Raw genomic sequence first — 26,696 nt, 5'->3', positions numbered from 1 at the left:
CGATATGCTCAAGTTGAAAGATGAACTCAGAAGAAGTGTGCAGTATTTCATTAAGAAGATGCCTTGGGCCTACCAGGACCGCATCTACTATTTTCACAAATTCCGTAAGCTGCCCAACCTGCGTCAGCCGAAAGTGTTCAATGAGAAAGTGTTGTACCGTAAATTCGTTTTTGGCGACTATCAAATCTATGGTCGCCTGTCGGATAAATATTCGGTACGCGAGTACATCGCCGAGAAAGTAGGCAGTGAATATCTGATCCCGCTGGTGTACGAGACCAGTGATCCCCACTCGCTGCACACCCTGCCGAGCTGGAAAAATACGGTCATCAAGCCGAATCACGGTTCAAATATGGTGGAGATTCTGCTGCAAGAACCGGACGCGTTGAAGAAGCAGCAAATCATCAGTGACTGCCACCGCTGGCTGAAAACCGATTTCGCTAATGAGGCACGTGAAATCCATTACCGTTATATCAAGCCGCGTATCCTGGTTGAAAAATACATTGGTGATGGCAAAACGGCACCGATTGATTACAAGTTTCACATGTTCAATAAGCGCGACGGCAACTTTGAGTATGTGCTGCAGGTGATCTACAACCGATGTAACCCGTTATTGTCGATGAACTTTTATGTCAACAATCTCAACGAGGCGTATCACAAGATTCGCGATACCGGTTTGGATGTATCGCCGATGATGGCACAGTTGCAACACGCACTGGCACTGAGTAAAACGCTGGCGAGTGATTTTGATTATGTCCGAGTGGATTGGTACATCGACGGTGAGCAGATTTACTTCGGTGAGTTGACGTTCACGCCGGGGGCGGGATTGGTCACTGGGCTTGATCGTGGATTGAATAAAATGATGGGTGATATGTGGATTCAGGATCGCCGCGGTACGCAGATACCGGGTGTTACGGTAACGGAAGTTTCGCTTCCTGCCGTTTTGAAGAAAATTTGATAATCACACGGCAACATAAAAAACCCCGCGCAGCGGGGTTTTTTATGGGTCGCGATTAAGGCATTGGCCAATCAGCTGGCGTCTGACTCATGACCTCAACAAAAGCATTCTTGGAAATTTCCATGAAATTGTGCAGGTTTTCCATGCTCAAGGTAATCCCGAGCAGGCCGGTCACAAACCAGCATGACATCCCCACGCCAATGCCACCAAACATTAATGCCATCACGTGATGACTGTTCTGACGCAATTTAATTTTCATCGTGCTGGCGAAGAACATCATTACGGCGCTAAGGAGTTCCCAGCGCATGACGATCAAGCTGGTGGTTAAAGTAGCCATCTGCAACAAACCTCTTGAAATCAGTGATATCCCTGACATTGTTTGGACATCACTGGCGGCAAAGAAGGAAGGTCAGGGAGGCCCTTCTGGCCGTCTAACTACGCATGAAAACTGTGACTTGGCTCACATTATATCACTCGATTTGAAAGTTTGAATAAAATTTATACCTGGTATGGTAGAAAAATTTTTATCGAAGCGGGGGAAATAGAAAAAACAAGGACATGGGTGAAGGTGCGCCCGCGAAGGGCGCGTAGAGAGATTAGCGAACCGGGCAACACTCGCCGGTGGTACGCTGGGCAAAGCTGTTCATATTTTCAGTACAGCCAAAACTCAGCAGGCGCGGGCGCTGAATCATGGCCTGACGACGCATGTTATGACGATATGCCGTTGGCGTTTGCGAAAACTGACGACGGAATACGCGTGAGAACGTTTGCTGCGAGTCGTACCCGTATTGCATGGCAATGTCGAACACGGGGCGTTGCGTCTGGCGCAGGGCTTCAGCAGCCAGCGTCAGGCGACGTTCACGGATATAACCACCCAACGTTTGTTTCGTCACGGTACGGAACATACGTTGCAGATGCCATTTTGAGTAGCCTGATTTTGCCGCCACTTCATCGATCGACAGCGCCTTATCCAGATTCTCATCGATCCAGTGAGTCAGTGAATGAATGATTTCCTGTTGCATCATAGCCTCATCCTTCTGAAGGTTTTTACCTGGTTTTGAAATTCGAAGTTTTGTTGGGGTGCGAGTATAATTCCTCAAGTTAACTTGAGGTAAAGGCCCTAAATGAAAAAAGAACGCAATTATCCAAAACCGGTGCTGACCCCCGGTGAAGTGGCCAAACGTAGCGGCGTGGCGGTTTCAGCGCTGCATTTCTATGAAACTAAAGGGTTAATTTTCAGCTCACGCAATGGTGGTAATCAGCGTCGTTATAGCCGTGATGTACTGCGTCGTGTGGCGATCATTAAGATTGCTCAGCGCATTGGCATTCCGCTGGCGACAGTGAGCGACAGTTTGATGCATGTACCCGCGAACAAGCGTATGTCCACCCAAGAGTGGGATGCGTTGACGCAGCATTGGCGCGAAGAGTTGGATAAGCGCATCGAAACCCTGACGCGCCTGCGCAACGATCTTGATGGCTGTATTGGGTGTGGATGTTTGTCGATGCGTGATTGCCCGCTGCGCAACCCCGGCGACCGCCTGGCTCAACAAGGCTCCGGTGCAGTGTTACTCGATCCCGAGCAAGATGAGCATAAAAGCTAATCCGCTATACTTGCCCGAAGACTCTCTTCGGCAAGGAAAAGCGCATGATTACTGTCCACCATCTGGAAAACTCCCGTTCGCACCGTGTGTTATGGCTGCTAGAAGAGCTGTCGGTGCCGTATCAAATCAAACGTTATCAGCGCGAAGATACGCTGCTGGCGCCGGATTCATTAAAGAAGATCCATCCGCTGGGTAAGTCGCCGGTGATTACCGATGGCAATCGCGTGATCGCCGAATCAGGCGCGATTCTCGAGTATCTGCAGCAAAAATATGACAGTGAACATCTGTTCGCCATTACCGACGAGGATGAGCAGATTCAGGCACGATACTGGCTGCATTATGCCGAAGGTTCATTGATGCCATTGCTGGTGATGAAGCTGGTCTTTGGCCAGTTAGGTAAGAAGCCGGTGCCGTGGTTATTGCGTCCAGCAGGCGCGGCATTGAGTAAAGGGATTCAGCGGGCGTGGCTGAACAAACAGCTCAAGCTGCACGGCAGTGTGATTGAGCAGCATCTTAGCCAGCATCGTTATTTCGCCGGGTCGCGGTTTAGCATCGCCGATGTGCAGATGAGTTTCCCGTTGCTGGCGTTGCAGATGCGGGGATCGTTGCAAGAGATGCCGGCCACCGCGCGCTGGCTCGAAACGATGCAGCAACGCGCCGCCTGGCAACGTGCAATTGAGCAGGGCGGGGCTATCACGTTTAGTTAATTGGTTATTCGCTGCGGGTAGGTGCCATGCCCAACAAAGGCCCGCCCGATCGCAAAGGAATCACGCATCCATGCAGATCGGCCGCGCGGATATTCGCCCCATCCGTGGGGCTCACCCGTAAACGGGCCAATGCTTCGCATTGTTCAAAAACGCTCCCGGCGTTTTTGTCCATGACGCGGACGCTTTGCTCTTCGAGCGGGCCTCTGCTGGACCTCAAGTTGGTCATCGCTGCAAAGAGCGGCCACTTCTTACCTCATGTGCAGCTGGATAAAGAAAATTATGCGATAAATGGAAAATATCGATATTTTCCAGCCATTTCCGCTCTCTTAAATTTCGCCAAAAGCAGTGTAACCACATTGTTAACCCGCGCCAGTCTGCGCTTTATCCTGCCTGATGATCGATTAGTAGTTGAAAACCCCATAGCAAACGCCAGATAATCGTTTGCCTTTTTCCGTGTCCCCCTTTTACGACTTGGAATACGCGGCCACGTAAACGTTTGCCTCTTTTCTCATTGAGAAACCCTCACCAGGATGATGCGCAAACGCGGGCCGTGCGGCTCATGACATCTTAAAAAACGCAGAGGATTGACTATGTCTGGCGAATCACGCCCGGCCAGTGGAAAACTGGACGCTTGGTTTAACATCTCGGCACGCGGCAGCAGCGTGCGTCAGGAAATTTTAGCGGGGCTGACCACCTTTTTAGCCATGGTTTACTCCGTGATTGTGGTTCCAGGCATGCTCGGTAAAGCCGGCTTCTCACCGACTGCCGTGTTTGTTGCCACCTGCCTCGTCGCCAGCTTTGGCTCGATCATTATGGGATTGTGGGCCAACCTGCCCATGGCGATTGGTTGTGCGATTTCGCTCACTGCCTTCACCGCGTTTAGCTTGGTGCTCGGCCAGCACATCAGCGTGCCGGTTGCCCTTGGCGCGGTATTCCTGATGGGCCTGTTGTTCACGTTGATTTCGGTCACCGGCATTCGTGCATGGATTCTGCGTAACTTGCCGATGGGCGTAGCGCATGGCACCGGCGTGGGTATTGGCCTGTTCCTGCTGCTCATTGCGGCGGACGGCATTGGCCTGGTGGTGAAAAACCCGGCGCCGGGTTTGCCGGTGGCACTCGGGCACTTCACCTCGTTCCCGGTGATCATGGCATTGATTGGTCTGGCAGCGATTTTCGGGCTGGAAAAACGTCGTGTGCCTGGCGGCATTTTGCTGACCATCGTCGCGATTTCGGTGGTGGGCCTGATTTTCGATCCCGCCGTGACCTATCAAGGGCTGTTTGCCATGCCGAGCCTGAAAGATGCTAACGGTCAGTCGGTGATGTTTAGCCTTGATATCATGGGCGCGCTGCAGCCAGTGGTACTACCGAGCGTGTTAGCGTTGGTGATGACCGCGGTATTTGATGCCACCGGCACGATCCGCGCCGTGGCAGGGCAAGCCAATTTGCTGGATAAAGACGGGCAGATCATCAATGGCGGCCGTGCGCTCACCACCGATTCTGTCAGCAGTCTGTTTGCTGGTTTAGTCGGCGCGTCGCCTGCTGCCGTGTATATCGAATCTGCCGCTGGCACGGCAGCGGGCGGTAAAACCGGCCTGACAGCGATTGTGGTGGGCTTACTGTTCCTGCTGATTCTGTTCATGTCACCGTTAGCCTACTTAGTACCTGCTTACGCTACCGCACCGGCATTGATGTATGTAGGCCTGCTGATGTTGAGCAATGTGGCAAAAATCGACTTCAATGACTTCGTCGATGCCATGTCAGGTTTGGTCACTGCGGTGTTCATCGTGCTGACGTGCAATATCGTAACCGGCATTATGCTGGGCTTTGGCTCACTGGTGATTGGTCGCGTGTTTGCCGGTGAATGGCGTAAGTTGAATGTCGGCACCGTAGTGATTGCGATTGCGCTGGTGGCATTCTACGCCGGTGGCTGGGCCATCTGACTCTGTAACAGTCTTATTTCCAGATAAGTCTCTTTCTGGTCCACGCCGCACGCAGGGTTGCCCCTACGGGCGGCGTTTTGTTTTACACTTTCCCCCTGCAATACATCGCTTGAACAAATACGATTCGCCTAAGGAAAGCATGGAAATCTTCTTTACCATTCTCATTATGACGCTAGTGGTGTCACTCTCTGGTGTGGCAGCCCGCATACTGCCGTTCCAGATCCCGCTGCCGCTGGTACAAATCGCTGCCGGTGCATTGTTGGCCCTGCCGAGCTTTGGCCTGCATGTGGATTTTGATCCCGAACTGTTCCTCGTGCTGTTCATTCCGCCACTGCTGTTTGCCGATGGCTGGAAAACACCGATTAACGAATTCCTGCACCACGGACGCGAGATCATGGGTCTGGCGCTGGTGCTGGTGCTGATTACGGTGGTCGGGATCGGTTATCTGATTTACTGGCTGGTGCCGGGTATTCCGCTGATCCCTGCATTCGCGCTGGCCGCGGTACTGTCTCCTACCGATGCCGTGGCGCTCTCCGGCATTGTCGGCGAAGGTCGCATCCCGAAAAAAATCATGTCGATTGTGCAGGGCGAAGCCTTGATGAACGACGCATCCGGCTTGGTATCGCTGAAATTTGCCGTCGCGGTGGCGATGGGCACCATGGTGTTTACCTGGGGCGGCGCCAGTGTGGAGTTTCTCAAAGTGGCGGTCGGCGGTCTGGTCGCCGGTGTGGCGGTGTGCTGGCTGTATGGCCGCTCGCTGCGCCTGTTAAGCCGCTGGAGCGGTGACGATCCGGCAACGCAAACCGTGCTGCTGTTATTGCTGCCGTTCGCCTCTTATCTGATTGCCGAACACCTCGGTGTATCGGGCATCCTCGCGGCGGTGGCGGCAGGGATGACCATTACCCGTTCCGGCATTATCCGCCAGGCACCGCTGGCGATGCGTTTACGTGCCAACAGCGTGTGGCAGATGCTGGAGTTCGTGTTTAACGGCATGGTGTTCCTGATGCTGGGCCTGCAACTGCCTGACATTCTCGAAACCTCCGTTGCACAGGCAAATGCCGATCCTAACGTAGAGCTGTGGGTGCTGTTCACCGATGTTGCGCTGGTGTATGGCGCATTGATGATCGTGCGTTTCGGCTGGTTGTGGATCATGCAACGCGCCAGTCTGCGTTTCCTGAAGAAGAAGCCGCTGGAGTTCTCCAACTACTCGTTTCGTGAGTTGTTGATTGCCTCGTTTGCCGGGGTACGTGGGGCGATTACTCTGGCGGGTGTGCTTTCCATTCCGCTATTCCTGAGCAATGGTGATCCGTTCCCGGCACGCTATGAACTGGTATTCATCGCGACAGGGGTGATTCTGTTCTCACTGTTTGTTGGCGTTATCCTGTTGCCGATTCTGTTACGTGGTATGGAAAGCACAGATAAGTCTGGCCACCGTCGTGAAACCCAGCATGCGCGCGCGGCGATGGCTAACGTTGCCATCGAAAGCCTGCATAAAATGGAGCAGCGGCTGGAAAACGATACCGAAGAGAATATCGATCCTGAGCTGCTAAAAGAGGTGAGCCTACGCGTGATCGGCAATCTGCGCCGTCGCGTGGTGGGTAAAGACGAGGTTGATCAGGCATTGTTTGCTGAAAACCTCGAGCGTCGCTTCCGCCTCACCGCGCTGCGTGCTGAGCGTGCCGAGGTTTACCACCTGCGCGCGACGCAGGAGATCTCCAACGAGACGATGCAGAAACTACTGCGCGATCTCGATTTGCTGGAAGCGTTGCTGATCGAGAAAGAGGAGTAAATCCGGCGGTCTGCTGGACAACGGGCTGTCTTTCGCCAGGTCTCCATAAATGGAGTAATGCCGCTCACTGAAGCCAGTGAGTGCGTATTTAGCCCGGTACGCATAAATGCGCACCCTACGAAAATCGCACCAAACTTTGTAGGGGCGCCATTAATGGCGACCGAAGCGCACTTAAGTGACAAGCATGACTCTATAAACGAAGACCCTACGGGAAATTGTGTATCGCCATAAATGGCGGCTCTATGGGAATGTTGTTTTGTTTTAAATGGCGGCTCTATGGGAACGTTGTTTTGTTTTAAATGGCGGCTCTGTATGAACGTTGTGCTGCCATAAACTCAGGCTTTACCGGAAATTTGTAGGGGGCGCATTTATGCGCTCCTGGCAAATGGACACATTGCTACACCGACAACTTGGGCGGCGCATCCGGCCAGTGCTCGCGGCAGCAATCTATCCATGCCTGCGCACTGCGTGACAAATAACTACCTTCGCGCCAAATCAATCCCAGGCTCCACTGCAACTCCGATTCCAGCGGCAACCAAAGCAGCGACTGCTTATCCAGCCGCTGGCAAATCGGCTCTGGCAAAATCGCCAGCCCCATTTCGGCCTGCACCATTGCCGCCAGAAAATCCCACTGAGCACTGCGTACGGCAATCTCCGGCGTTAATCCCAGGCGTTGAAACGCCTTCATCAGCTGGCGATTCAGCGAGAACTCTTCATTCAGAATCAATAACGGATGGGCTGCCAGCTCCTTTAACCCCAGGCTGCTGCGATTGAGCCACTGCGCGTTGCGTGGCAGCAACACGCACAAAGGATGGCGCATCAGTTCCAGCGTATTAAGCGGCAGATCGGCATCGACGGGCAGGGCAGTGAGGGCGATATCCAGCCCGCCACTCAACACCGCTTGCTGCACGGTTAAACCACCCGACTCGACAATCTTCAACTGCACGCCCGGATAGCGACGGCGAAACGCGGAGATGGAACCGGCGATCTGCATCCCAACCATCGGCGGGATGCCCAGCCGCAGTTCACCGGTTTTCAACTCATTGATATCACCGATCTGCGCTTCAAGCTGGTGAAACTCCTGCAAAATCGCCAACCCGCGCTGATACACCGCCTGGCCGCTATCGGTCAGATGCAGCTTGCGTCCTTCACGCAGCAGCAGCGTACAACCGAGTTCTTCCTCCAGCTGGCGCAGCATCTTGCTGATGGTCGGTTGCGTGACATACAGCTTCTCAGCGGCGCGGGTGAAGCTCTGCTGACGCACCACCTCGGTGAAATAGCGTAAAGCGCGGACGTCCATCAAGCATTCCTTTTTGGCATAGTTTGAATAATTTTAATTCATTTCTTTCACAGTTTGGTGCGGATTTATACTAGGCCTAACATTTAATCGCGGGGAGAGAGAATCATGGCGCTTGCATTGAGTCCGCGCAGAACGGACATCCTGCAACGTGTATTCGTGCCTTTGCAGCTGGTGCTGTATATCGGTCTGTTTATGGTCAGTGACAAACTGGTGAGCTGGCTGCATCTGCCGCTGCCCGCCAACGTGGTTGGGATGGTGCTGTTGCTACTGTTGATCATGACGCGCGTGGTGCCACTGCGCTGGGTGAAAGCCGGTGCTAACTGGCTGCTGGCCGAAATGCTGCTGTTCTTTATCCCTGCCGTCGTGGCGGTGGTTAATTATAGTGATTTGCTGCGCAGCGAAGGCTGGCGCATCTGCGTGGTGATTGCGGTGAGTACGCTTTTAGTGTTGGCCGCTACCTCGCTGGTGGTCGATCGCCTGTACCGCTTCGAGCTGGCGCGTGCGGCGCGTAAGCAGGCACATCATGGCTGATTTCATCATTAGCCTGCTTTGTCTGGCACTGACACTGCTGGTCTATTACGTCAATAAACGTCTCTATCGCCGCAAACAAACACTGTTGCTGATGCCGCTGGTGATGACGCCGGTGGTGCTGGTCGTGCTGCTATTGCTGACGCACGTCAGTTGGAAGGATTACATCGCTGAGAGCCACTGGTTGATCTGGCTGCTGGGCCCGGCAACGTTAGCGTTTGCCGTACCCGTGTATGAGAACCTGGAGATTATTAAGCGTCACTGGCTATCGTTGAGTGTCGGTGTGTTAACCGCCACGCTGGTGGCGGTGTGCAGTTCGGTATGGTTGGCACGACTGCTGATGCTGCCGGAAACCATCCAGCGCAGCCTCGCGGTGCGTTCGATTACCACGCCGTTTGCCCTCGCAGCCGCGCTGCCGATTGGCGGACAACCCGATCTGGTGGCGCTGTTTGTGGTGATCACCGGGGTGTTTGGTATGGCGGTGGGCGATGTGCTGTTTCTGCGCATTGCCATCAAGCAGGGCGTGGCGAAAGGGGCCGGTTTTGGCGCTGCATCGCACGGGGCTGGCACCGCACGTGCTTATCAACTGGGACAGCAAGAGGGTGTGGTATCGAGCTTGGTGATGATGCTGTCGGGCGTGGTCACGGTCATTCTGGCACCGTTGCTGAGCCATCTACTCTGGGCAGCCTGATTGGCCACTTTTTGCGCGCTGTCATCGATTTTTACGTAAAGCTTTCCAAATAAAGTTGTCTCCTGCTGCCAGGCTGTTACCCTTTGCGCCGACTTATTTGTCCTTCATGGAGTGGAATCATATGTTTAAGCAACTTGTTACTGGAAGCGTATTGGGTCTGGCACTGCTGAGCAGCGGCGCGCAGGCGATTGAGGGCAGTGTTGACGTGGGTGAGCATAGCACCAACCTGAACCTTGGCCTCGGCACGACTTCTCCTGGCCTGTTCCTGAAAGGTAACTGGCTGCGCAGCGATCACGATGGCAGCACCTACGGTCTGGGCGCGGGTTACAACATCGACCTGGGCGATTTCCGTCTGGCGCCAACCGCGAAAGCCCTGTTCACCCATCCAGAAGATGGTCGTGATGGCTTCACCGTGGCCGTCGGTGCGGGTGCACAGTACAACTTCAACAGCATGTGGGGCCTGTACGGCGAATACTACTATGCGCCAGAAGCCTTCTCCGATCGCCTGGACAGCTACAAAGAAGCGTCAGGTGGCTTAAGCTTCACGCCGATTTCGCTGCTGAACCTGCGTGTGGGTTATCAGTACATCGAGCTGAACAACAAAGGCGACCGCAAAGACAACGTACTGGTCGATGGCCCGTACGTGGGCGCGTCACTGCGTTTCTAATGATTGAAGCAGGCGCACTTCAAGGTGCACCCGCTTAATCTGCGTACGATCTGAATGCCGCCATTAATGGCGGCATTTTTGTTTAGTGCGATTTGCCCTGCGAAATCCCTACGCCCGTTTGTGAGCGAATAAACTGACCACGGAATTTAGCCCGCTCCTCAGCACCCTGGCGTGAATGATCGGTGATTGAGAACAGCCATGTCCCGATAAACGCCGCCGCCATTGAGAACAGCGCCGGATACTCATACGGATAGACCGGTTTGGCGTGCCCCAAAACCTGCACCCAAATCGTCGGCCCGAGGATCATCAGCACCACCGCGGTAATCAGCCCCAGCCAGCCACCAATCATCGCGCCGCGCGTAGTCAGTTTTGACCAATACATTGAGAGCAAAATAATCGGGAAGTTGCAGCTGGCGGCAATCGAGAACGCCAGACCGACCATAAAGGCGATGTTCTGTTTCTCAAACGCGATGCCCAACACAATCGCCACCACGCCAAGAATCAGCACGGTAATCTTCGAGACGCGCAGCTCATCACGTTCGGTTGCCTGACCTTTGCGGATCACGCTGGCATACAAGTCATGAGAAACCGCAGAAGCCCCGGCCAGCGTCAATCCGGCAACCACCGCGAGAATGGTGGCGAAAGCGACCGCTGAGATAAAGCCGAGGAACAGGCTACCACCGACCGCATTCGCCAGATGCACCGCTGCCATGTTGGTGCCGCCAATCAGCACGCCTGAGGCATCTTTGAAGGCCGGATTTGCGCCGACCAGCAAAATAGCGCCAAAGCCGATGATAAAGGTCAGGAAGTAGAAGTAGCCCATAAAACCAGTGGCCCAGAACACGCTCTTACGTGCTTCACGTGCATCCGCTACGGTAAAGAAACGCATCAGAATATGCGGTAAGCCCGCAGTACCGAACATCAGTCCTAAGCCGAGCGACAGCGCCGATATCGGATCTTTTACCAGCCCGCCCGGTTGCATAATTGCCGCGCCTTTCGGGTGGACCGCCATCGCTTCGGTAAACAGGGTATTGAAGCTGAAGCCGGTGGTTTTCATCACCATAATCGCCATAAAGCTGGCACCGAACAGCAGCAGCACCGCTTTGATGATCTGCACCCAAGTGGTGGCCAACATGCCGCCGAACAGCACATACATCACCATCAAAATGCCTACCAGCACGACCGCAATATGGTAGTCCAGGCCAAACAGCAGTTGAATTAACTTGCCTGCACCCACCATCTGCGCAATCAGATACAGCGCCACCACCACCAGTGAGCCGCAGGCCGACAGGGTTCGAATCGGTTTCTGCTGCAGGCGGTACGATGCAACATCGGCGAAGGTGTAACGCCCGAGATTACGTAAGCGTTCGGCAATCAAGAACAGAATCATCGGCCAGCCAACAAGGAAGCCGAGCGAGTAGATCAGCCCGTCGTAGCCCGAGGTGTAAACCAGCGCGGAAATACCGAGGAAGGAAGCAGCAGACATAAAGTCACCGGCCATCGCCAGACCGTTCTGGAAGCCAGTAATGTTGCCGCCCGCCGTGTAGTAATCACTACGTGAACGGGTGCGTTTGGAGGCCCAATAGGTGATGCCGAGCGTGGCCGCCACAAACACCACGAACATGATGATGGCTTCGTAATTGGTGGCCTGCTTTTGTACCGCGCCGGTAATGGCATCGGCGGCAAACACGCTGGCGGGTACAATCGCCAACAAGGCTGAGAATAGGCGCTTCATGATTTCACCTCGCTCAGGATCTGTTTGGTCAGGCGATCAAATTCTCCGTTAGCGCGCCAGACATAAATGCCAGTGAGCAGGAATGACACCACAATTAAGCCAACGCCGATGGGAATCCCGCGCGTGACATTAGTGCCTTCATGCAGCGGCGTGCCGAGCCAGGCAGGAGCGAAGGCAATCAGCAAAATAAAGCCGACGTACAACACCAGCATGATGATACTGAGCAACAGCGCAAAGGCCTGGCGCTTGTGCACCAGTTCCTGAAAACGCGGGTTACTCTCGATTTGTTGCCAGACTGCTTCCTGTTGATTTAGGGCTTCGTTCATCACAGTTTCTCCAGAGGAAAGGCAGGCAGATATCTCACGATTAAATGATTTAAGCTGCTGAATATTCTAGTTATATATACCCTTCATCTTTCGAGCAGCAGGTGCGTTGGCTGCGTATGTTCATCCCAGTCATTGACTTCAGTAAGCTCCTGGAATTCTCATTCTTGCCGCCTTCCTGCAGCTCGAATTATTTTGGGTATAGGTTATGCGATGGTGAAAAGCGTACGGCGTAAGGTAGGGATGACGGAGAGTAGCCTGCCGAGGACAGGCTGACACTCTCCGTCGCGTCGATGCCGGTTACGGCATGGTGATGGACTGCTTCTCCTCCAGCAATTTCTCAACCACGCCCGGATCGGCCAGGGTTGAGGTATCGCCGAGATTACTGGTATCGCCCGCCGCGATTTTGCGCAGGATACGGCGCATTATCTTGCCGGAACGGGTTTTCGGCAGTGAGTCGGTCCAGTGCAGTACATCCGGCGTGGCAATCGGGCCGATCTCTTTACGTACCCAGTTACGCACTTCGGTATACAACTCTGGCGATGGCTCTTCGCCGTGGTTCAGCGTGATATAAGCATAGATCGCCTGGCCTTTAATGCTGTGAGGAATGCCCACAACCGCGGCTTCGGCAATCTTCGGATGTGACACCAGCGCCGATTCGATCTCTGCAGTGCCGAGACGGTGGCCAGAGACGTTGAGCACGTCATCGACGCGGCCGGTAATCCAGTAATAACCATCTTCGTCACGGCGCGCGCCGTCGCCGCTGAAGTAGCGGTTTTTGAAGGTGGAGAAGTAGGTTTGTTCAAAGCGGTCATGATCGCCGAATAGCGTACGCGCCTGGCCTGGCCATGAATCGTTGATCACCAGATTGCCTTCGGTCGCGCCTTCCAGCGCATTGCCTTCGTTATCGACCAGTGCCGGCTGCACGCCAAAGAATGGCTTAGTGGCCGATCCGGCTTTCAGCTCAATCGCGCCCGGTAGAGGAGTAATCATGAAGCCACCGGTTTCGGTCTGCCACCAGGTATCAACAATCGGGCAACGGCTGTCGCCAATCTTTTTGTAATACCACTCCCACGCTTCTGGGTTAATCGGCTCACCGACAGATCCCATGATGCGCAGGCTGCTGCGATGCGTACCTTCAATCGCCTTATCGCCTTCGGCCATTAAGGCACGAATCGCGGTCGGCGCGGTGTACAGCAGGGTGACCTTATGCTTATCGACCACTTCAGCCATGCGGCTCGGTTTCGGCCAGTTTGGCACGCCTTCAAACATCAGGGTGGTTGCACCACAGGCGAGTGGGCCGTAAATCAGGTAGCTGTGACCGGTGATCCAGCCGACATCGGCGGTGCACCAGTAGACATCATCTGGATGGTAATCAAACACATATTTGAAGGTGCTGGCGGCGTACACCAGATAGCCGCCGGTGGTATGCAGCACGCCTTTCGGTTTGCCGGTGGAACCGGAGGTATAAAGGATAAACAGCGGATGCTCGGCATCAACGGCGACCGGTTCGTGCTGATCGCTGGCTTTCGCCACCAGCTCATGCCACCAGAGATCGCGGCCTTCGCGCCAGCCGGTGTCTTTACCGGTGCGTTTAAACACCACCACGTTTTTCACGCTGGTGACGCTCGGGTTATTCAGTGCATCATCGACGTTTTTTCTTCAGCGGGATGCTGCGTCCGGCGCGCACCCCTTCATCAGCAGTAATAACCAGTTTGGCATTGGAATCCACCACGCGACCGGCCACTGCTTCCGGTGAGAAGCCGCCGAAAATAACAGAGTGCACTGCGCCGATACGCGCGCAGGCCAGCATCGCCACGGCCGCTTCGGGCACCATGGGCATATAGATAGCGACCACATCGCCTTTCTTAACGCCGAGGCTCAGCAGCACGTTGGCAAAGCGACACACGTCGCCGTGCAGTTCACGGAAAGTAATGGTTTTGCTTTCGCTGGCGTCATCGCCTTCCCAGATAATTGCTGGGTGATCACCACGCGTCTGTAAATGGCGGTCGAGGCAGTTGGCGGCGAGATTCAGTGTACCGTCTTCATACCAGCGAATCGAAATATTGCCGGGGGCAAAGGAGGTGTTTTTCACTTTGCTATAGGGCTTGATCCAGTCGAGGATTTTGCCTTGTTCACCCCAAAAGGTATCGGGATCGTCAACCGATTGTTGATACAGCGCCGCATACTGGTCGGCATTAATTAGGGCATTCGCTGCGACGGCAGCGGGTACAGGATGCTTGTGTATTTGGCTCATGGCTGACCTCCTTGAAGATGTTAATCATATGTCAATCAATGGTTAATTGAAGAGCGCGACAGGGCTTTGTTTCTGTTTTGTAGTCTGGATCACGACCTTTTGTATGCCTGAAATGCGCCTGAATTCCTACTGTTTATCTCCGAAAGAAATAGGAGCCAATCTCTTGCATTGACCGAGAATGGGTGAAGTTGTTGGTCAAATAACCAGCAAACGAGCCAGGGGGATTTTTGTCGGATATTGAATACCTATGCTAAAAATTATCGTATTAACACTTTTCATAACAGCGAGTTATGACTGAATTTAAATCTCAGCATTTTATGCTACTAAGCTGCACAGGAATTAAGCTAAGCCCCCAGGGGTTGCATTTACCGTAGTGAAAATGGTACTTATCTCGGCCCTGTTCAGCAGGTATCTACTCAGGCTGCATCATCGCGCAGGCGCAAAATGCCTGTGCAGTAGTAAAGGATGCGGTCCACTATAACCCTCTATTTTATCGGGCTTTTGCTCACTTCCCTGTGCGTCATGTCTTCTGCATCTTCGCAGAGGAGCAAAGGGGTTTTTACTGAGGAAAGTAACGCGTTATGAAAGGTTTTAAACTCACCCTTGCCTGGCAAATTTTGATTGCCCTGATTCTCGGCATCGTTGTCGGAACCGTGCTGCATAATCAGCCAGACGATCGTGAATGGTTAATCACTAACCTTCTCACCCCCGCAGGCGACATCTTTATTCATCTGATTAAGATGATTGTGGTGCCGATTGTGATTTCATCTCTGATTGTCGGCATTGCTGGCGTCGGCGATGCGAAAAAGCTCGGACGTATTGGTGTCAAAACCATCGTCTATTTTGAAGTGATCACCACCATTGCCATTGTGGTCGGCATTACGCTGGCCAACGTATTCCAGCCAGGTAGCGGCATTGATATGTCTACGCTGGTAACGGTGGACATCTCTAAATACGAAGCCACAACCCAGGCGGTGCAAGGTGCGCCTCATGGCCTGGTCACCACCATTCTGTCGCTGATTCCTCAGAACATCTTCGCCTCGTTGGTGAAGGGCGACATGTTGCCGATTATCTTCTTCTCGGTACTGTTTGGTATGGGCTTGTCTGCACTGCCTTCGGAGCATCGCGATCCGCTGGTCACCGTGTTCCGTTCGATTTCCGAAACCATGTTTAAAGTGACGCACATGATCATGCGTTATGCGCCGGTTGGTGTATTCGCGCTGATTGCAGTGACCATTGCGAACTTTGGTTTTGCCTCGCTTTATCCGCTCGCCAAATTGGTATTGCTGGTGTACGTGGCGATTCTGTTCTTTGCTTTTGTGGTGCTGGGTGCCGTGGCGCGCTTCTGTAAATTGCGCATTACCACCCTGATGCTGATTCTGAAAGATGAGCTGATCCTGGCGTATTCGACTTCAAGTTCAGAGACGGTATTGCCACGTATCATGCAGAAGATGGAAGCCTACGGTGCGCCGAAAGCCATCACCAGCTTCGTGGTGCCAACCGGGTATTCGTTTAACCTTGACGGTTCGACGTTGTATCAGAGCATCGCGGCGATCTTTATCGCGCAGCTGTACGGCATCGACCTGTCGCTGACCGATGAAATCATTCTGGTGCTGACGCTGATGGTGACCTCGAAAGGGATCGCTGGCGTACCGGGCGTCTCCTTCGTGGTGCTGCTGGCGACATTGGGCAGTGTCGGTATTCCGCTAGAAGGCCTGGCGTTTATCGCCGGTGTGGACCGCATCATGGATATGGCGCGAACTGCACTGAACGTGATCGGTAATGCATTGGCGGTGTTGGTGATTGCGCGCTGGGAAAACCAGTTCGACGTCAAACAAGCCGAAGCCTACGAGCTGCAACTGCGCACTCAGAAAGCCAGTTAATGCCATGGGCCTTCCCTTAATGGTGTCATGCACATCAATACGTATTTAACGAAACCCGCCATCCGGCGGGTTTTTTTATATCAATTCAAGACGTGTCTCGGATGTTTCTCTGCCAGAACCGTGCTCTACTCAATACCCACCATAACCACTGATGATTTTGTTTTTGTAGTTATGGTGGGTATATAATTAGCGCTATTATGTCAGGAGGTTTGATTGAGCAGCAGGGAGCTGATCAGGATGTTGCTGGACCGCGGTTGGGTATTAGATCGCGTTAAAGGCAGCCACCATGTGTTTGTGAGAGCAGATAAGGCTTATCACATTTCACTTCCTCATCCTGAAAAAGACCTGGCAACTGGAACATTACGTAAATTAATGAAGTTAATGGACTGAAAGTATACGGGGGCTTAGCCCCCGATTTGGAAAAATTAGCAATGTCAGTTGCAGCAGGCATTGCAATGAATTCCTAACTGAATATTCATTTTTAGTGAGGACTGAACATGAGATTCCCCGTTTATCTGCATAAGACAGAGGACAATAGCTGGTCAGGTTTTGTGCCGGATGTGGAGGGATGTTTTTTTGCAGGCAAAAGCGTGGACGATGCGCTGCGCGATGCATTTAACGCAATTGATTCACATGTTGAATCTTTAGCAGATGCAGGTAAAACCATCCCTAAAGCGGCAGATATTGAGACGCATATTTATGATGAAGCGTGTCAGGGAGGTTACTGGGCATTTGTAGAGATAGATCTGAGTCGTTATGAAGGTAAAGCGGTAAAGCTCAATATCACTTTGCCACAAAATCTACTCAGCAAAATTGACAGCTATGTTGAATCTCACCGCGAATATGGTTCGCGCAGCGGTTTTCTGGCTGAGTTAGCGCGCAGAGAATTAGCTAACGCGTAACGAACACATCTACATATCTACCCGCCATCCGGCGGGTTTTTTTTCGTCTGCCGCAGTAAAAAAGTACAAAAACATGATGGCCGAGCAGGAATTAACAATTCAAAATGGTATATAGTTTTTTGAATAAATTATTCTTATCAGGAGTGCGTAATGCAGATCGACCTCAGCCAGATGATCACCGAAGGGCGTAACCCAGCGAGCCAGAACATTGACGAACTCTCCACCGAAGCGATGCTGCGCGTCATTAATGATGAAGATAAAAAAGTGGCGCTGGCGGTAGAGGCGATTGTGCCGCAGATCGCGCAGGTGGTGGATGCCATTACTGCAGCCTTTAGTAAAGGCGGGCGCCTTATCTACTGTGGTGCGGGCACCTCGGGTCGTCTCGGTATTCTTGATGCCAGCGAGTGCCCACCGACCTTCGGCACACCGCGCTCACAGGTCGTAGGATTAATTGCCGGTGGCCACACCGCCATTTTGCAGGCGGTGGAGAATGCGGAAGACAACGTCGAGCAGGGCGCACAGGATTTAAAGGACATTGAATTCAATGCCAATGACGTGCTGGTGGGGATTGCTGCCAGCGGCCGTACGCCGTATGTGTTGGGCGCACTGGCGTATGCTCAACAGCAAGGCGCATTCAGCGCGGCGCTGACCTGCAACCCAAACGGCCCCATGTCGCAAGCGGCAGATGTGGCGCTCACCCCGGTAGTAGGGCCAGAAGTCGTCACGGGTTCCTCACGTATGAAAGCGGGCACGGCACAGAAGTTAGTACTCAATATGCTGACCACCGGCGCAATGATCCGTAGCGGCAAAGTGTACGGCAACCTGATGGTGGATGTGGAAGCCACTAACCAAAAGCTGGTGCAGCGCCAAATCAATATCGTGAAACAAGCCACGGACTGTGACGAGGCCACCGCACAGCAGGCACTGAGCGCATGCCAGGGACACTGCAAAACAGCCATTGTGATGGTGTTGGCAGGGTTGGATGCCAGCGAGGCCAAAGCGCTGCTGAAGCAAAACAGCGGCTTTATCCGTAACGCGCTACGTGATGCGGGAGCGCAATAATGGCCGCCATCACCGAAGAATTGCTGCGCGATATCCTGCAAGCAGTGGGAGGCGCGCATAACATCGTGCAGTGCGGCAACTGCATGACGCGCCTGCGCCTCACGCTAGCGGATGCCACATTAGTCGATCATACCCGTCTCAAAAAGCTGCCCGGCGTATTGGGCGTGATCGACAGCGATGCGCAACTGCAAATTGTTCTTGGCCCCGGCAAAGCGCAAACCGCCGCAGAGAAAATGCAGGGATTACTGGATAGTGATGAAACGGAAAAGCCGCAGGATCTCAGTACGATTGCCGCCGCGCAAAAGCAGCAGATGAAAGCCAAGCAAACCAGTGCGCTACATCGCTTTCTTTCCTGCTTCGCCACCATCTTTACTCCGCTGATCCCCGGTTTCATTGGTGCGGGTTTGCTGTTGGGATTTGCCACGCTGATTGAGCAGATTTTCCATCTTAACCAGCCTGGTGAACATGCGCAGTGGCTGCTGGACACCGTGGCCTACATGAAAGTGTTCGGCAAGGGGCTGTTCACCTTCCTCAGTATCCTGATTGGCTATAACGCGCAGAAAGCTTTTGGTGGATCGGGCGTGAATGGCGCGATTATCGCCTCACTGTTTGTGCTCGGTTATGTGCCGAAAGCCACGGTGGGCTATTACAGCGGCATGTCCGATTTCTTTGGCATGGCGATTGACCCGCGCGGCAATATTATCGGCGTATTATTGGCGGCCATATTCGGTGCGTGGTTCGAAAAACAACTACGCAAAATCATCCCCGATAATCTCGATATGATCCTGACGTCATTACTTACATTATTAATCACCGGGGCGGTGACCTTTATGGTGATTATGCCGATCGGTGGTGAGTTATTTAAGGGCATGTCGTGGCTGTTTATCCATCTGAATAACAATCCATTTGGTTGCGCAGTTCTTGCGGGCCTGTTTTTAATTGCGGTGATGTTTGGTATTCATCAGGGCTTTATTCCAGTCTATTTCGCGTTAATGGAAACCCAGGGCTTTAACTCGTTATTCCCGATTCTGGCAATGGCGGGTGCGGGCCAGGTGGGCGCTTCCCTCGCGCTGTGGTGTAAAGCCGATAAGCACTCGCTGCTGCGTACACAAATTAAAGGCGCGATTGTGCCAGGGCTGTTGGGTGTGGGCGAACCCTTGATTTATGGCGTGACGCTGCCGCGCTTAAAACCGTTTATCACTGCCTGTTGTGGCGGTGCACTGGGTGGATTCTTCATTGGTTTGGTGGCCTGGCTGGGTCTGCCTGTCGGGATGAATACCGTGTTTGGCCCGTCTGGCTTAGTGACGCTACCGCTGATGACCTCGTCTCAGGGGATCTTTGCCGGTATGGCAGTCTATCTTGCCGGATTGATCGTGGCGTGGGTCGGTGGGTTTGCCTTCACCTGGTGGGGTGGAACCAAAGGCGTCGACTTAAGCTAATACCGTCATTATTCACCGTAGTGACTCAGTCATTGTGTTGCTACGGTGGGCTTGAAGGAAGTTTGATATCGTCCGCCGATGCGTGGATTAACTGGCGTCACCTTGCTTATTGAGTGACTATAAATGTGATTCGTTTCACGTTTTTGCACTTCGCCGTATCGCTTAGTCCGGCGCTGATTCTCCCCATTAAGTCGTGCCATGCGTAAGTAAACTGCTAAGAAAAAATAAAGAAAATATTAATAAGATAGCAAGCTAATTATTGGAAACCTCTGGACTCAATTATTACCAATAATATCTCCCGCCTCACAATTATTTCGCCAATATGACAATGACTTACCTGTGATTGCCTTTTGCTTCTCGCGACAGAAAAGTCTATACCTAAAGCCAATTAATCTATAACAACAGCGGTATATCTTTTTAAGCTGCACCTTACTTTCTTCACACAGTGGTTCTCATTCATTAATTGCTCGTCAGGGTTGGTGTTTTCTCTGCCGTTTTATCCCTCGCGATGAATTTAACGCTGTTGCAATAACAGCGTGGACGCTGCACGCCTTCGGGGGAAAGTATGAGATTCAAATTAAATCCGATTGCTATCGGAATATTAGCGGCACAGGCGCTGTTTTATCCGACGATAGATGCGCAGGCGGCAACATTGGGGAGCTACTCACCGCAGGTTAATGACAATCTCATCGGCAGCTTGAGTGTTAACGGCAGCAGCGAAACATTGACAGGTAATCCTGATTTCGCCCCCGGCACAGAGGGTTCGGTAAATTCGACGCTTGGCCAAGTCAATATCGCTTCAGGTGCCGAGCTTTTGAATCAAACGCGTCTCGATCCCGGACCGCAGAACTTCGCCATCACTGTGCCCGATCCTACCACTGGTGGTAACACGACGTTCCAGGTCTACAACTCCGCTAGCCTGGTGGCCCAACCCCCGGTGACGTCTGACACCCTAGTGCCAGACGTGGTGAACGTCAACGGTGATCAGTACATCAACACACGTGTTGCGGATGTCTTTAACGGCGGCACGCTGGACGTCAATATTGGGCAGGCAAACGCCGCCAGCAGCGCCAGTACCAACAGCTGGAGCATGGCGGCTAAGCAGACCACGCTGTTTCAGGTGGGCAGCGACAGCACGCTGAACTGGAATTCCAACAATCGCATCAGCTTCTTCGGTACTGCCGCCACACCGGATGGTGCAGGCGCCACGCAAACTTTCCAGGTGCAAAATCTCGCCAGCTACAACGGCACTTTCAGTGTGCAGACGTTGGATGGCGCCACCAACACCTTCTCCGTGACCAGCGCCAGCGAGTTGCAGACCTACAACAACTGGCTAATCAGCCAACTGCAAGCGGGCGATCTGGATAAAGCCAACTATCTGACCGAGTTCAATAAAGCGGTCACCGTCACTAACGGCAATATTGTGTATGACGTTAGCGCCACGCCACCGGATGAAGTCACGCAGCCGATTGGTAACCGCATTGTGGTGAATGCCGATGGCCCTAACGCTCGCGTCAATCTGGCGGCGGGCAAAACCCTGGAAGTGGTGGGTTCAACCGGGGGCGCGATTAAAGCCTCGAACGGCGCACAAGCGGTGATTGATGGCAAGCTTGCCAGCCGAGGCTCTGTCGCGAATAACGGCACCGCGCTGGTGCTGTCCGATAACAGCAGCGGCAGCACCAGTATCACCGGCGTGATCAACGGCGGGTTCCTGAATCGCCAGGATGGGACGGGCATCGGCTCCACGGGCTATGGTGCTAACGGCGTGCTGGTGCAAAGCGGCAGCGAGTTCAACAACAACGGCATCGTTAACCTCGCCACCATCGGCAGTAATTCGCAGTACGGCGTGGCGGGTATTCGGCTGGAGGATGACGCGACGTCCAGCAACAGCGGCAATATCAATGTGGGCGTGAACGGTTCCAGCGCGCGCGGTACTGCCTCTGGTGTGCTGCTCACTGCGCCCACCGCCACTTTCACCAACAACGCCAATGGGCAGATCTATATCGGCCGTGGTCCACAGAACAGCCTGACCGATGCGGTGGCCGATACGGCGATGAATCAGAGCGGCCTTACCAGCGGGATTGCGCTGGTGGCCAACGGCTCTGCCACTAACAATGGCAATATCGTGATTGGCACAAAGGTGCAGAACGCGGCGGGCATGTCGGCCTCCGGGGCTAACAATGTCACGATGATCAATAACGGTACCATTGATGTGAATGGTGCCGCAGCAACCGTGCCGCGAGAGAACGTGGGTATGTCGGTCACCAATAGCCGTGGCAACATCGACAACAGCGGCACCATCAATCTTAACGGCGTCAACGGCACCGGCGTGAAGGTGGTCGCCACCAACGGTAACAGCGCCTCCGCAAGCTCGACTGGCACCATCAACGTGGCGGGCGGGGCCGATCCCGCCAGCGGCACGCGCAATTTTGGCGTGTGGGTAGAGGGCCAGGGCACCGGTCAGGCCAGCGCGGACGTCAACGGTCCGGTGAATCTGAGCGGCACGGGCGCGATTGGTGTGCACGCGCGCGGCAATGCCACGGTGGAGGTTGCCGCCAATGCGATACCCACCTTCAGCAATGGCAGCAATCAAATCGCTTTCTTCGCCTATGGACCCAACGCCTTAATCAACGTAGCGGGCAACAATCCCTTCAATGTCACCACCACCAACTCGACGCTGTTCCGGGTTGAGCAGGGCGCGGATTTTGATGGCACCGATCTGTCACTCACCGCATCAGGCGCAGGTTCTGTGGCGGTGAACGGCAGCGGCACCGGCGGTACCGAAGTGAACACGCGCAACGCCACGCTCAACGTCAGTGGCGCAGGCGCGACGGGCGTGAATATTGAAGGCGGGGCAACAGGCACCATCGACAATGACACCGCCATCAATCTCACCGGCAACAATGCGATTGGCGCGATTGTCGATGGACAGAAACATACGCTGGCGGGCAGCAACAGCGGCGCGCCGGTGACCAGCACCACCCTGAGTTCGGCGGCAGCCCTCAACTCCTCGCAAAGCGGATTGATCGGTTATTTGGCGCGCAACCGCGCGCAGCTTAACAACACCGGCGACATCGCCTTTAGCGGTGCCAACGCCACCGGCATTCGCGTGGAGAGCGGCGCGACCGGCACCAACAGCGGCAACATCAGCATCAACGCTGGCGGCACAGGCATTACGGTGAACAGCAGCGGCAGCACGGCCAATACCACGGCTAACAACAGCGGAAACATCAACGTTAATGGTGGCAGCACCACCCACCGCAGCCGGGGGGTGAGCGCCAGCGGTAGCCGGGCGGTGGCGAATCTCAACGGCGGCAGCCTGAACCTCAACGGCACCGGCGCGATAGGGGCTGAAGCAACCAACGGCGCGCGGGTGAATATCGCCGCGGGTTCCACGCCAATCTTTAATGGCAGCGATCAGATTGCCTATCGCGCGGCGGGTAACGGCTCACGGATCATTTCGGCCGCCAACGCGCTGGATGTGAATACGCTCAATTCCACCGGGTACCGCATCGATGATGGCGCCGCGCTGAGCTTCAGTAACCCCATCTCATTGAGCACCAGCGGCGCAAACAGCACGGGTGTGATCGTCTCGGGCAGTGGCAGCACGTTGAACACAGCGAATAGCCGCTTTACCGCCAGCGGTCAGGGCAGCACGGCGATCCGTACCGAAGGTGGAGCGGCTACCACGCTTGATAGCGGCAGCAGCATTAATGTTAGCGGCAACAGCGCAGTCGGTGTGCTGGTGAACAATCTGCGCACCGACCTCAGCAACGCATTGGATGGCACCTCAGCGGCGGCGACCGTCACCAGCAATGGCAATCTCAGTGGCGCAGGCAGTAACGCTATCGGCTTTGATGTCACTAACGGCGCAACTCTGGTGAACAACGGTGCGGTGGACCTTACCGGCAGTAACAATATCGGTATCCGCTCGCGCGCAGGCAGCACGCTGACCAACAACGGTACGGTGAATGTGGCCAACGGCACCGGGCTGGATGTGTCTGGCAGCGGCAGCACGCTGGCCAAAGGTGGCGTGATCAATGTGGATAATGGCGTGGCGGGCGTGCGTATCAGCAACGGCGCACAGCTGGCACTGACCGGTAGCGACACGGTGATCACCACACAGGGCACTGCGCACGGCATCTTAGTCGATAACGGCGCCACGGCACTTAGCGCCAGCGATGCGACAGTGAACGTGCTGGGCAGCGGTAACGGTATTGAGAACCGCGCTGAACTCAGCAATGTCAGCCTGAACAATCTCACGCTCAATGTTGCCAACGGCAACGGCATTCGCACGGCGGTGCCGTTTGATCCGGCCTCAACGGTCACCACGAATGTCACAGGCAGCGGCACCGGCCTGAATATCGTTAATGCGGATGGATCGACCACCAGCGGCGATTTAACGCTGGGATCCGGCTATCAATTTAACGTCACCGGCGCGGGCGGCAGCGGTATTCGCGCCAACACCAGCGGCAACGTCACTACCGCCGCTGACGTCACGATCGATAACCCGGCGGGTGGATCGGCCCTGATCTCCAGCACGGCGGGCACCATCGTCAATACCGGGACGTTTACTTCAAACAGCCTGACGGCACCGGTGGTGGATTTGCGCGGAGGCAAAACCCTCTTCGAAAACTTTGGCACCATCATCACCGCCAATCCGCAAACGGTGGCGGTGGCGGGCAGCAATGCCAATGATGAAATCTTGCTGACGGAAGGTGAGGTGCGCGGCGATATCAATCCTGGCGGCGGCTCCGATGTGTTCCGCTGGACGGGCGGCTCGCTTAACGGCAGCCTGACCATGGGCAATGACGCTAACAACAGCGCGGAGGTCAGCAATGTGGATCTCGGCACCACCTATCACCTCACCAGCGGCAGCGGAACGGGTAACACGCTGACGTTCAACCAGATTGATTCTCGCGGCGGTAGCCTTAACGCGGATGACCTCAATAAAGGCGTTAACCTCGGCAGCGGCTGGAGCACCATCAATTTTACCAACACGCAGTGGACGCTGACCGATAACCTCAAGCTGGCGCACAGCACCATTAATATCGATGCGGATTCAACGCTGTATGCCGGCAACAACGTGCATTCGACATTAGCAGGCGGTACGGCGGATTCACTGACGGTGAACAACGCCGGTATTCTCGATCTGACTAACGGCGTGGGCTCGCCGGGCAACACCTTAAATATCAATGGGTCGCTGGCCTCCAGCGGCGGCCAGTTGAATCTGATTACCGACCTTAACGAGGGCGGCGCGCTGAGTAATCAGTTCACCGACCACCTTAACGTCACCGGTAATGCCACCGGCACCACGCAGGTAAACGTCAAACTCACCGACAGCAGCACCGGCGCATTAACGGATCTGAATCGCAACGGCGGCATTGAAGGCAATGAGGGGATTTCACTGGCACAAGTGGCGGGTAGCGCTGGCCCTGATAGCTTTGCCCTCAAAGACGGCTATCTCGGCGCAGGACCGTGGCAATACCGGCTTTACACCTTTGCGCCAGGCAGCACCGATCCCAGTCAGCGTTTAGTCAGCGGCAGTGGCAACAATTATTGGGATTACCGCCTGGCAAATTATTATGTCTGTGAAGAGGGCGCCAGCTGTCCATCGACCTTTATCACCGATGCGTTCGGCAGTGGGCAAAGTTACGACGCGCGTGCAGCGGTGGTGCCGCAGGTGCCGTCTTATATCTCTGCGCCGGTTGGCCTGGCTTATTACACCTCCGCCATTATCGACGATTTGCATAAGCGCCTTGGCGAGTTGCGCCACGAACAGACGCGGCCAGAAGGCGATGGCGGTGAGATGTTCCTGCGCTACATCGGCTCTAACCAGAAATACAAAAGCGACCAGAGCTTCCGCGATTACGGCTATGACTTCGATCTGGATTACAGCGCGGTGCAGGTGGGCGGCAACGTACTGCGTCTTGACGGTGAAAAAGACAGCCTGCGCGGCGGCTTAGCCTATACACGAGGCAATACGCGCATCCGTCCGGACGCCGCTGATGGCTACAGCAGCACCACTTTCGACAGCGACAGCCTAGCCTTATACGGCACCTGGCAGCGTCAAAATGGGTTCTATCTGGATGGCGTGCTGTCGTTTGACTGGCATCGCGGTGAAACCGATATTGCGCGTCAGAAGCAGGAGGCTAAGCTGAAAGGTCACGGTTGGACGGCATCGTTGGAGAGCGGCTATCCGTTTGATCTCGGCGATGGTTACAAGCTGGAGCCGCAGGCGCAGTTAATGTACATGAAGCTGAACATGAATGATTTCACCGATGAAGATGGCAACAAGGTGAATTACGGCGATTACAACCAAACCATTGGTCGTTTGGGCGCACGGCTTAATCGCACCTGGACGGATAGCAGTAGCCGCCAATACACCCCGTATCTGCGCGCCAACTACTACAAAGGCTGGGGCGGCACGGCGGACACGACTATCTCGTCGGTAGAAAATCCTGCGCTCAGTGCCACCTTCACCAGCGGGCACTTTGGGCAGATGTGGGAAGTGGGCGCGGGCGGGACTGCGACGCTGCAGAAAGATCTCTCGCTGTACGCAGAAGCCGATTATCGCAAAGAGATCAGCGGCAACGGTGCCAAAGGCTGGCGCTATAACGTGGGGGTGAGGTGGCAGTTCTAAGTGAGGGCATTTCGAGAGTCGTCTTAAATGTCGTCGTCAAAGGCTACGGCATTCGGCCTGGTCGCCATCAATGGCGCCCCTACGGTGAAATGGCGGGGATCTATGTAGTGTGCGCATTTATGCGCACTTTGCTCATCGCTACGTTCAGCAAAACCTTGATTTCATATACCCTAAATAAAATTTTATCGATCGATTTCCTCCACAAATAACAGGGGTATTGTTCATCATGGCTTTAATTCAGGATAAAAATTAATTCTTCGAGCTAAAGCCAGCC

At 54.3% G+C, this 26,696-nt stretch carries 20 protein-coding genes and 1 pseudogene; 15 read left to right on the top strand and 6 right to left on the bottom strand.

Annotation, left to right across the window (positions count from 1 at the left end; all coding sequences use genetic code 11):
* Positions 1 to 4 precede the first annotated feature (4 nt).
* Positions 5 to 955, top strand: a complete 951-nt coding sequence (locus HA51_RS18655; protein WP_084936091.1) for an ATP-grasp fold amidoligase family protein — start codon at positions 5 to 7, stop codon at positions 953 to 955.
* A gap of 55 nt (positions 956 to 1,010) precedes the next feature.
* Here HA51_RS18655 and HA51_RS18650 read toward each other — a convergent pair whose 3' ends face one another.
* Complete coding sequence (locus HA51_RS18650) at positions 1,011 to 1,292, bottom strand: YjcB family protein (RefSeq protein ID WP_084936090.1); 282 nt, start codon at positions 1,290 to 1,292, stop codon at positions 1,011 to 1,013.
* Between the two features lie 259 nt (positions 1,293 to 1,551).
* Positions 1,552 to 1,980, bottom strand: coding sequence for a superoxide response transcriptional regulator SoxS (gene soxS, locus HA51_RS18645; RefSeq protein ID WP_084936089.1), 429 nt, complete (start codon positions 1,978 to 1,980; stop codon positions 1,552 to 1,554).
* Between the two features lie 99 nt (positions 1,981 to 2,079).
* On the opposite strand from soxS, the gene soxR reads away from it, so the two are divergent.
* The 5 genes from soxR to HA51_RS18620 all read left to right on the top strand — a co-directional run bounded on the left by soxR (position 2,080) and on the right by HA51_RS18620 (position 6,992).
* Entirely contained in the window at positions 2,080 to 2,556 is a 477-nt protein-coding gene (soxR, locus tag HA51_RS18640; RefSeq protein ID WP_084936088.1) for a redox-sensitive transcriptional activator SoxR, read from the top strand.
* A gap of 44 nt (positions 2,557 to 2,600) precedes the next feature.
* On the top strand, positions 2,601 to 3,263 hold the full coding sequence (locus tag HA51_RS18635) for a glutathione S-transferase family protein (RefSeq protein WP_084936087.1): 663 nt from the start codon (positions 2,601 to 2,603) through the stop codon (positions 3,261 to 3,263).
* 26 nt (positions 3,264 to 3,289) lie between these two features.
* On the top strand, positions 3,290 to 3,700 hold the full coding sequence (locus HA51_RS27130; protein WP_158087380.1) for a hypothetical protein: 411 nt from the start codon (positions 3,290 to 3,292) through the stop codon (positions 3,698 to 3,700).
* A 153-nt stretch (positions 3,701 to 3,853) separates the two neighbouring features.
* Positions 3,854 to 5,203 (top strand): NCS2 family permease, encoded by a 1,350-nt coding sequence (locus HA51_RS18625; protein WP_084936085.1) that lies wholly within the window; start codon positions 3,854 to 3,856, stop codon positions 5,201 to 5,203.
* A 139-nt stretch (positions 5,204 to 5,342) separates the two neighbouring features.
* On the top strand, positions 5,343 to 6,992 hold the full coding sequence (locus HA51_RS18620) for a Na+/H+ antiporter (protein WP_084936084.1): 1,650 nt from the start codon (positions 5,343 to 5,345) through the stop codon (positions 6,990 to 6,992).
* A gap of 397 nt (positions 6,993 to 7,389) precedes the next feature.
* Here HA51_RS18620 and HA51_RS18615 read toward each other — a convergent pair whose 3' ends face one another.
* On the bottom strand, positions 7,390 to 8,292 hold the full coding sequence (locus HA51_RS18615) for a LysR family transcriptional regulator (protein WP_084936083.1): 903 nt from the start codon (positions 8,290 to 8,292) through the stop codon (positions 7,390 to 7,392).
* Between the two features lie 105 nt (positions 8,293 to 8,397).
* Here HA51_RS18615 and HA51_RS18610 point away from each other — a divergent pair, with 105 nt between their 5' ends.
* The 3 genes from HA51_RS18610 to HA51_RS18600 all read left to right on the top strand — a co-directional run bounded on the left by HA51_RS18610 (position 8,398) and on the right by HA51_RS18600 (position 10,178).
* A complete protein-coding gene (locus tag HA51_RS18610; protein WP_084936082.1) occupies positions 8,398 to 8,823 on the top strand; it encodes a CidA/LrgA family protein in 426 nt (141 codons plus the stop codon).
* Positions 8,816 to 9,511: an LrgB family protein gene (locus tag HA51_RS18605; RefSeq protein ID WP_084936081.1), complete on the top strand. Its 696-nt coding sequence runs from the start codon at positions 8,816 to 8,818 to the stop codon at positions 9,509 to 9,511. Before HA51_RS18610 ends, HA51_RS18605 begins: the two co-directional genes overlap by 8 nt.
* A 121-nt stretch (positions 9,512 to 9,632) precedes the next feature.
* A complete protein-coding gene (locus HA51_RS18600) occupies positions 9,633 to 10,178 on the top strand; it encodes a YfaZ family outer membrane protein (RefSeq protein WP_084936080.1) in 546 nt (181 codons plus the stop codon).
* A gap of 82 nt (positions 10,179 to 10,260) precedes the next feature.
* Here HA51_RS18600 and HA51_RS18595 read toward each other — a convergent pair whose 3' ends face one another.
* From HA51_RS18595 to acs, 3 genes and pseudogenes are all read right to left on the bottom strand, one after another.
* Complete coding sequence (locus HA51_RS18595) at positions 10,261 to 11,913, bottom strand: cation acetate symporter (RefSeq protein WP_084936079.1); 1,653 nt, start codon at positions 11,911 to 11,913, stop codon at positions 10,261 to 10,263.
* Complete coding sequence (locus tag HA51_RS18590; RefSeq protein ID WP_084936078.1) at positions 11,910 to 12,239, bottom strand: DUF485 domain-containing protein; 330 nt, start codon at positions 12,237 to 12,239, stop codon at positions 11,910 to 11,912. Before HA51_RS18590 ends, HA51_RS18595 begins: the two co-directional genes overlap by 4 nt.
* A 297-nt stretch (positions 12,240 to 12,536) precedes the next feature.
* Positions 12,537 to 14,493, bottom strand: a pseudogene (acs, locus tag HA51_RS18585) (acetate--CoA ligase).
* A gap of 581 nt (positions 14,494 to 15,074) precedes the next feature.
* On the opposite strand from acs, the gene gltP reads away from it, so the two are divergent.
* From gltP to HA51_RS18555, 6 genes are all read left to right on the top strand, one after another.
* Positions 15,075 to 16,376, top strand: coding sequence for a glutamate/aspartate:proton symporter GltP (gene gltP, locus HA51_RS18580; RefSeq protein WP_084936077.1), 1,302 nt, complete (start codon positions 15,075 to 15,077; stop codon positions 16,374 to 16,376).
* A 213-nt stretch (positions 16,377 to 16,589) separates the two neighbouring features.
* On the top strand, positions 16,590 to 16,766 hold the full coding sequence (locus HA51_RS18575) for a type II toxin-antitoxin system HicA family toxin (RefSeq protein WP_072050587.1): 177 nt from the start codon (positions 16,590 to 16,592) through the stop codon (positions 16,764 to 16,766).
* A gap of 107 nt (positions 16,767 to 16,873) precedes the next feature.
* Positions 16,874 to 17,278 (top strand): type II toxin-antitoxin system HicB family antitoxin, encoded by a 405-nt coding sequence (locus HA51_RS18570; protein ID WP_169718793.1) that lies wholly within the window; start codon positions 16,874 to 16,876, stop codon positions 17,276 to 17,278.
* Positions 17,279 to 17,428: 150 nt separating this feature from the next.
* Positions 17,429 to 18,340, top strand: a complete 912-nt coding sequence (gene murQ / locus HA51_RS18565; protein ID WP_084936076.1) for an N-acetylmuramic acid 6-phosphate etherase — start codon at positions 17,429 to 17,431, stop codon at positions 18,338 to 18,340.
* A complete protein-coding gene (gene murP / locus HA51_RS18560) occupies positions 18,340 to 19,779 on the top strand; it encodes a PTS N-acetylmuramic acid transporter subunit IIBC (protein ID WP_084936075.1) in 1,440 nt (479 codons plus the stop codon). Before murQ ends, murP begins: the two co-directional genes overlap by 1 nt.
* A gap of 565 nt (positions 19,780 to 20,344) precedes the next feature.
* Entirely contained in the window at positions 20,345 to 26,422 is a 6,078-nt protein-coding gene (locus tag HA51_RS18555) for an autotransporter outer membrane beta-barrel domain-containing protein (protein WP_084936074.1), read from the top strand.
* Positions 26,423 to 26,696 lie beyond the last annotated feature (274 nt).

It is taken from the genome of Pantoea rwandensis (assembly GCF_002095475.1).
Taxonomy (GTDB): Bacteria; Pseudomonadota; Gammaproteobacteria; order Enterobacterales; family Enterobacteriaceae; genus Pantoea; species Pantoea rwandensis.
The sequence above is the reverse complement of the archived record's forward strand: the minus strand, read 5'-3'. Positions and strand labels throughout refer to the sequence as shown.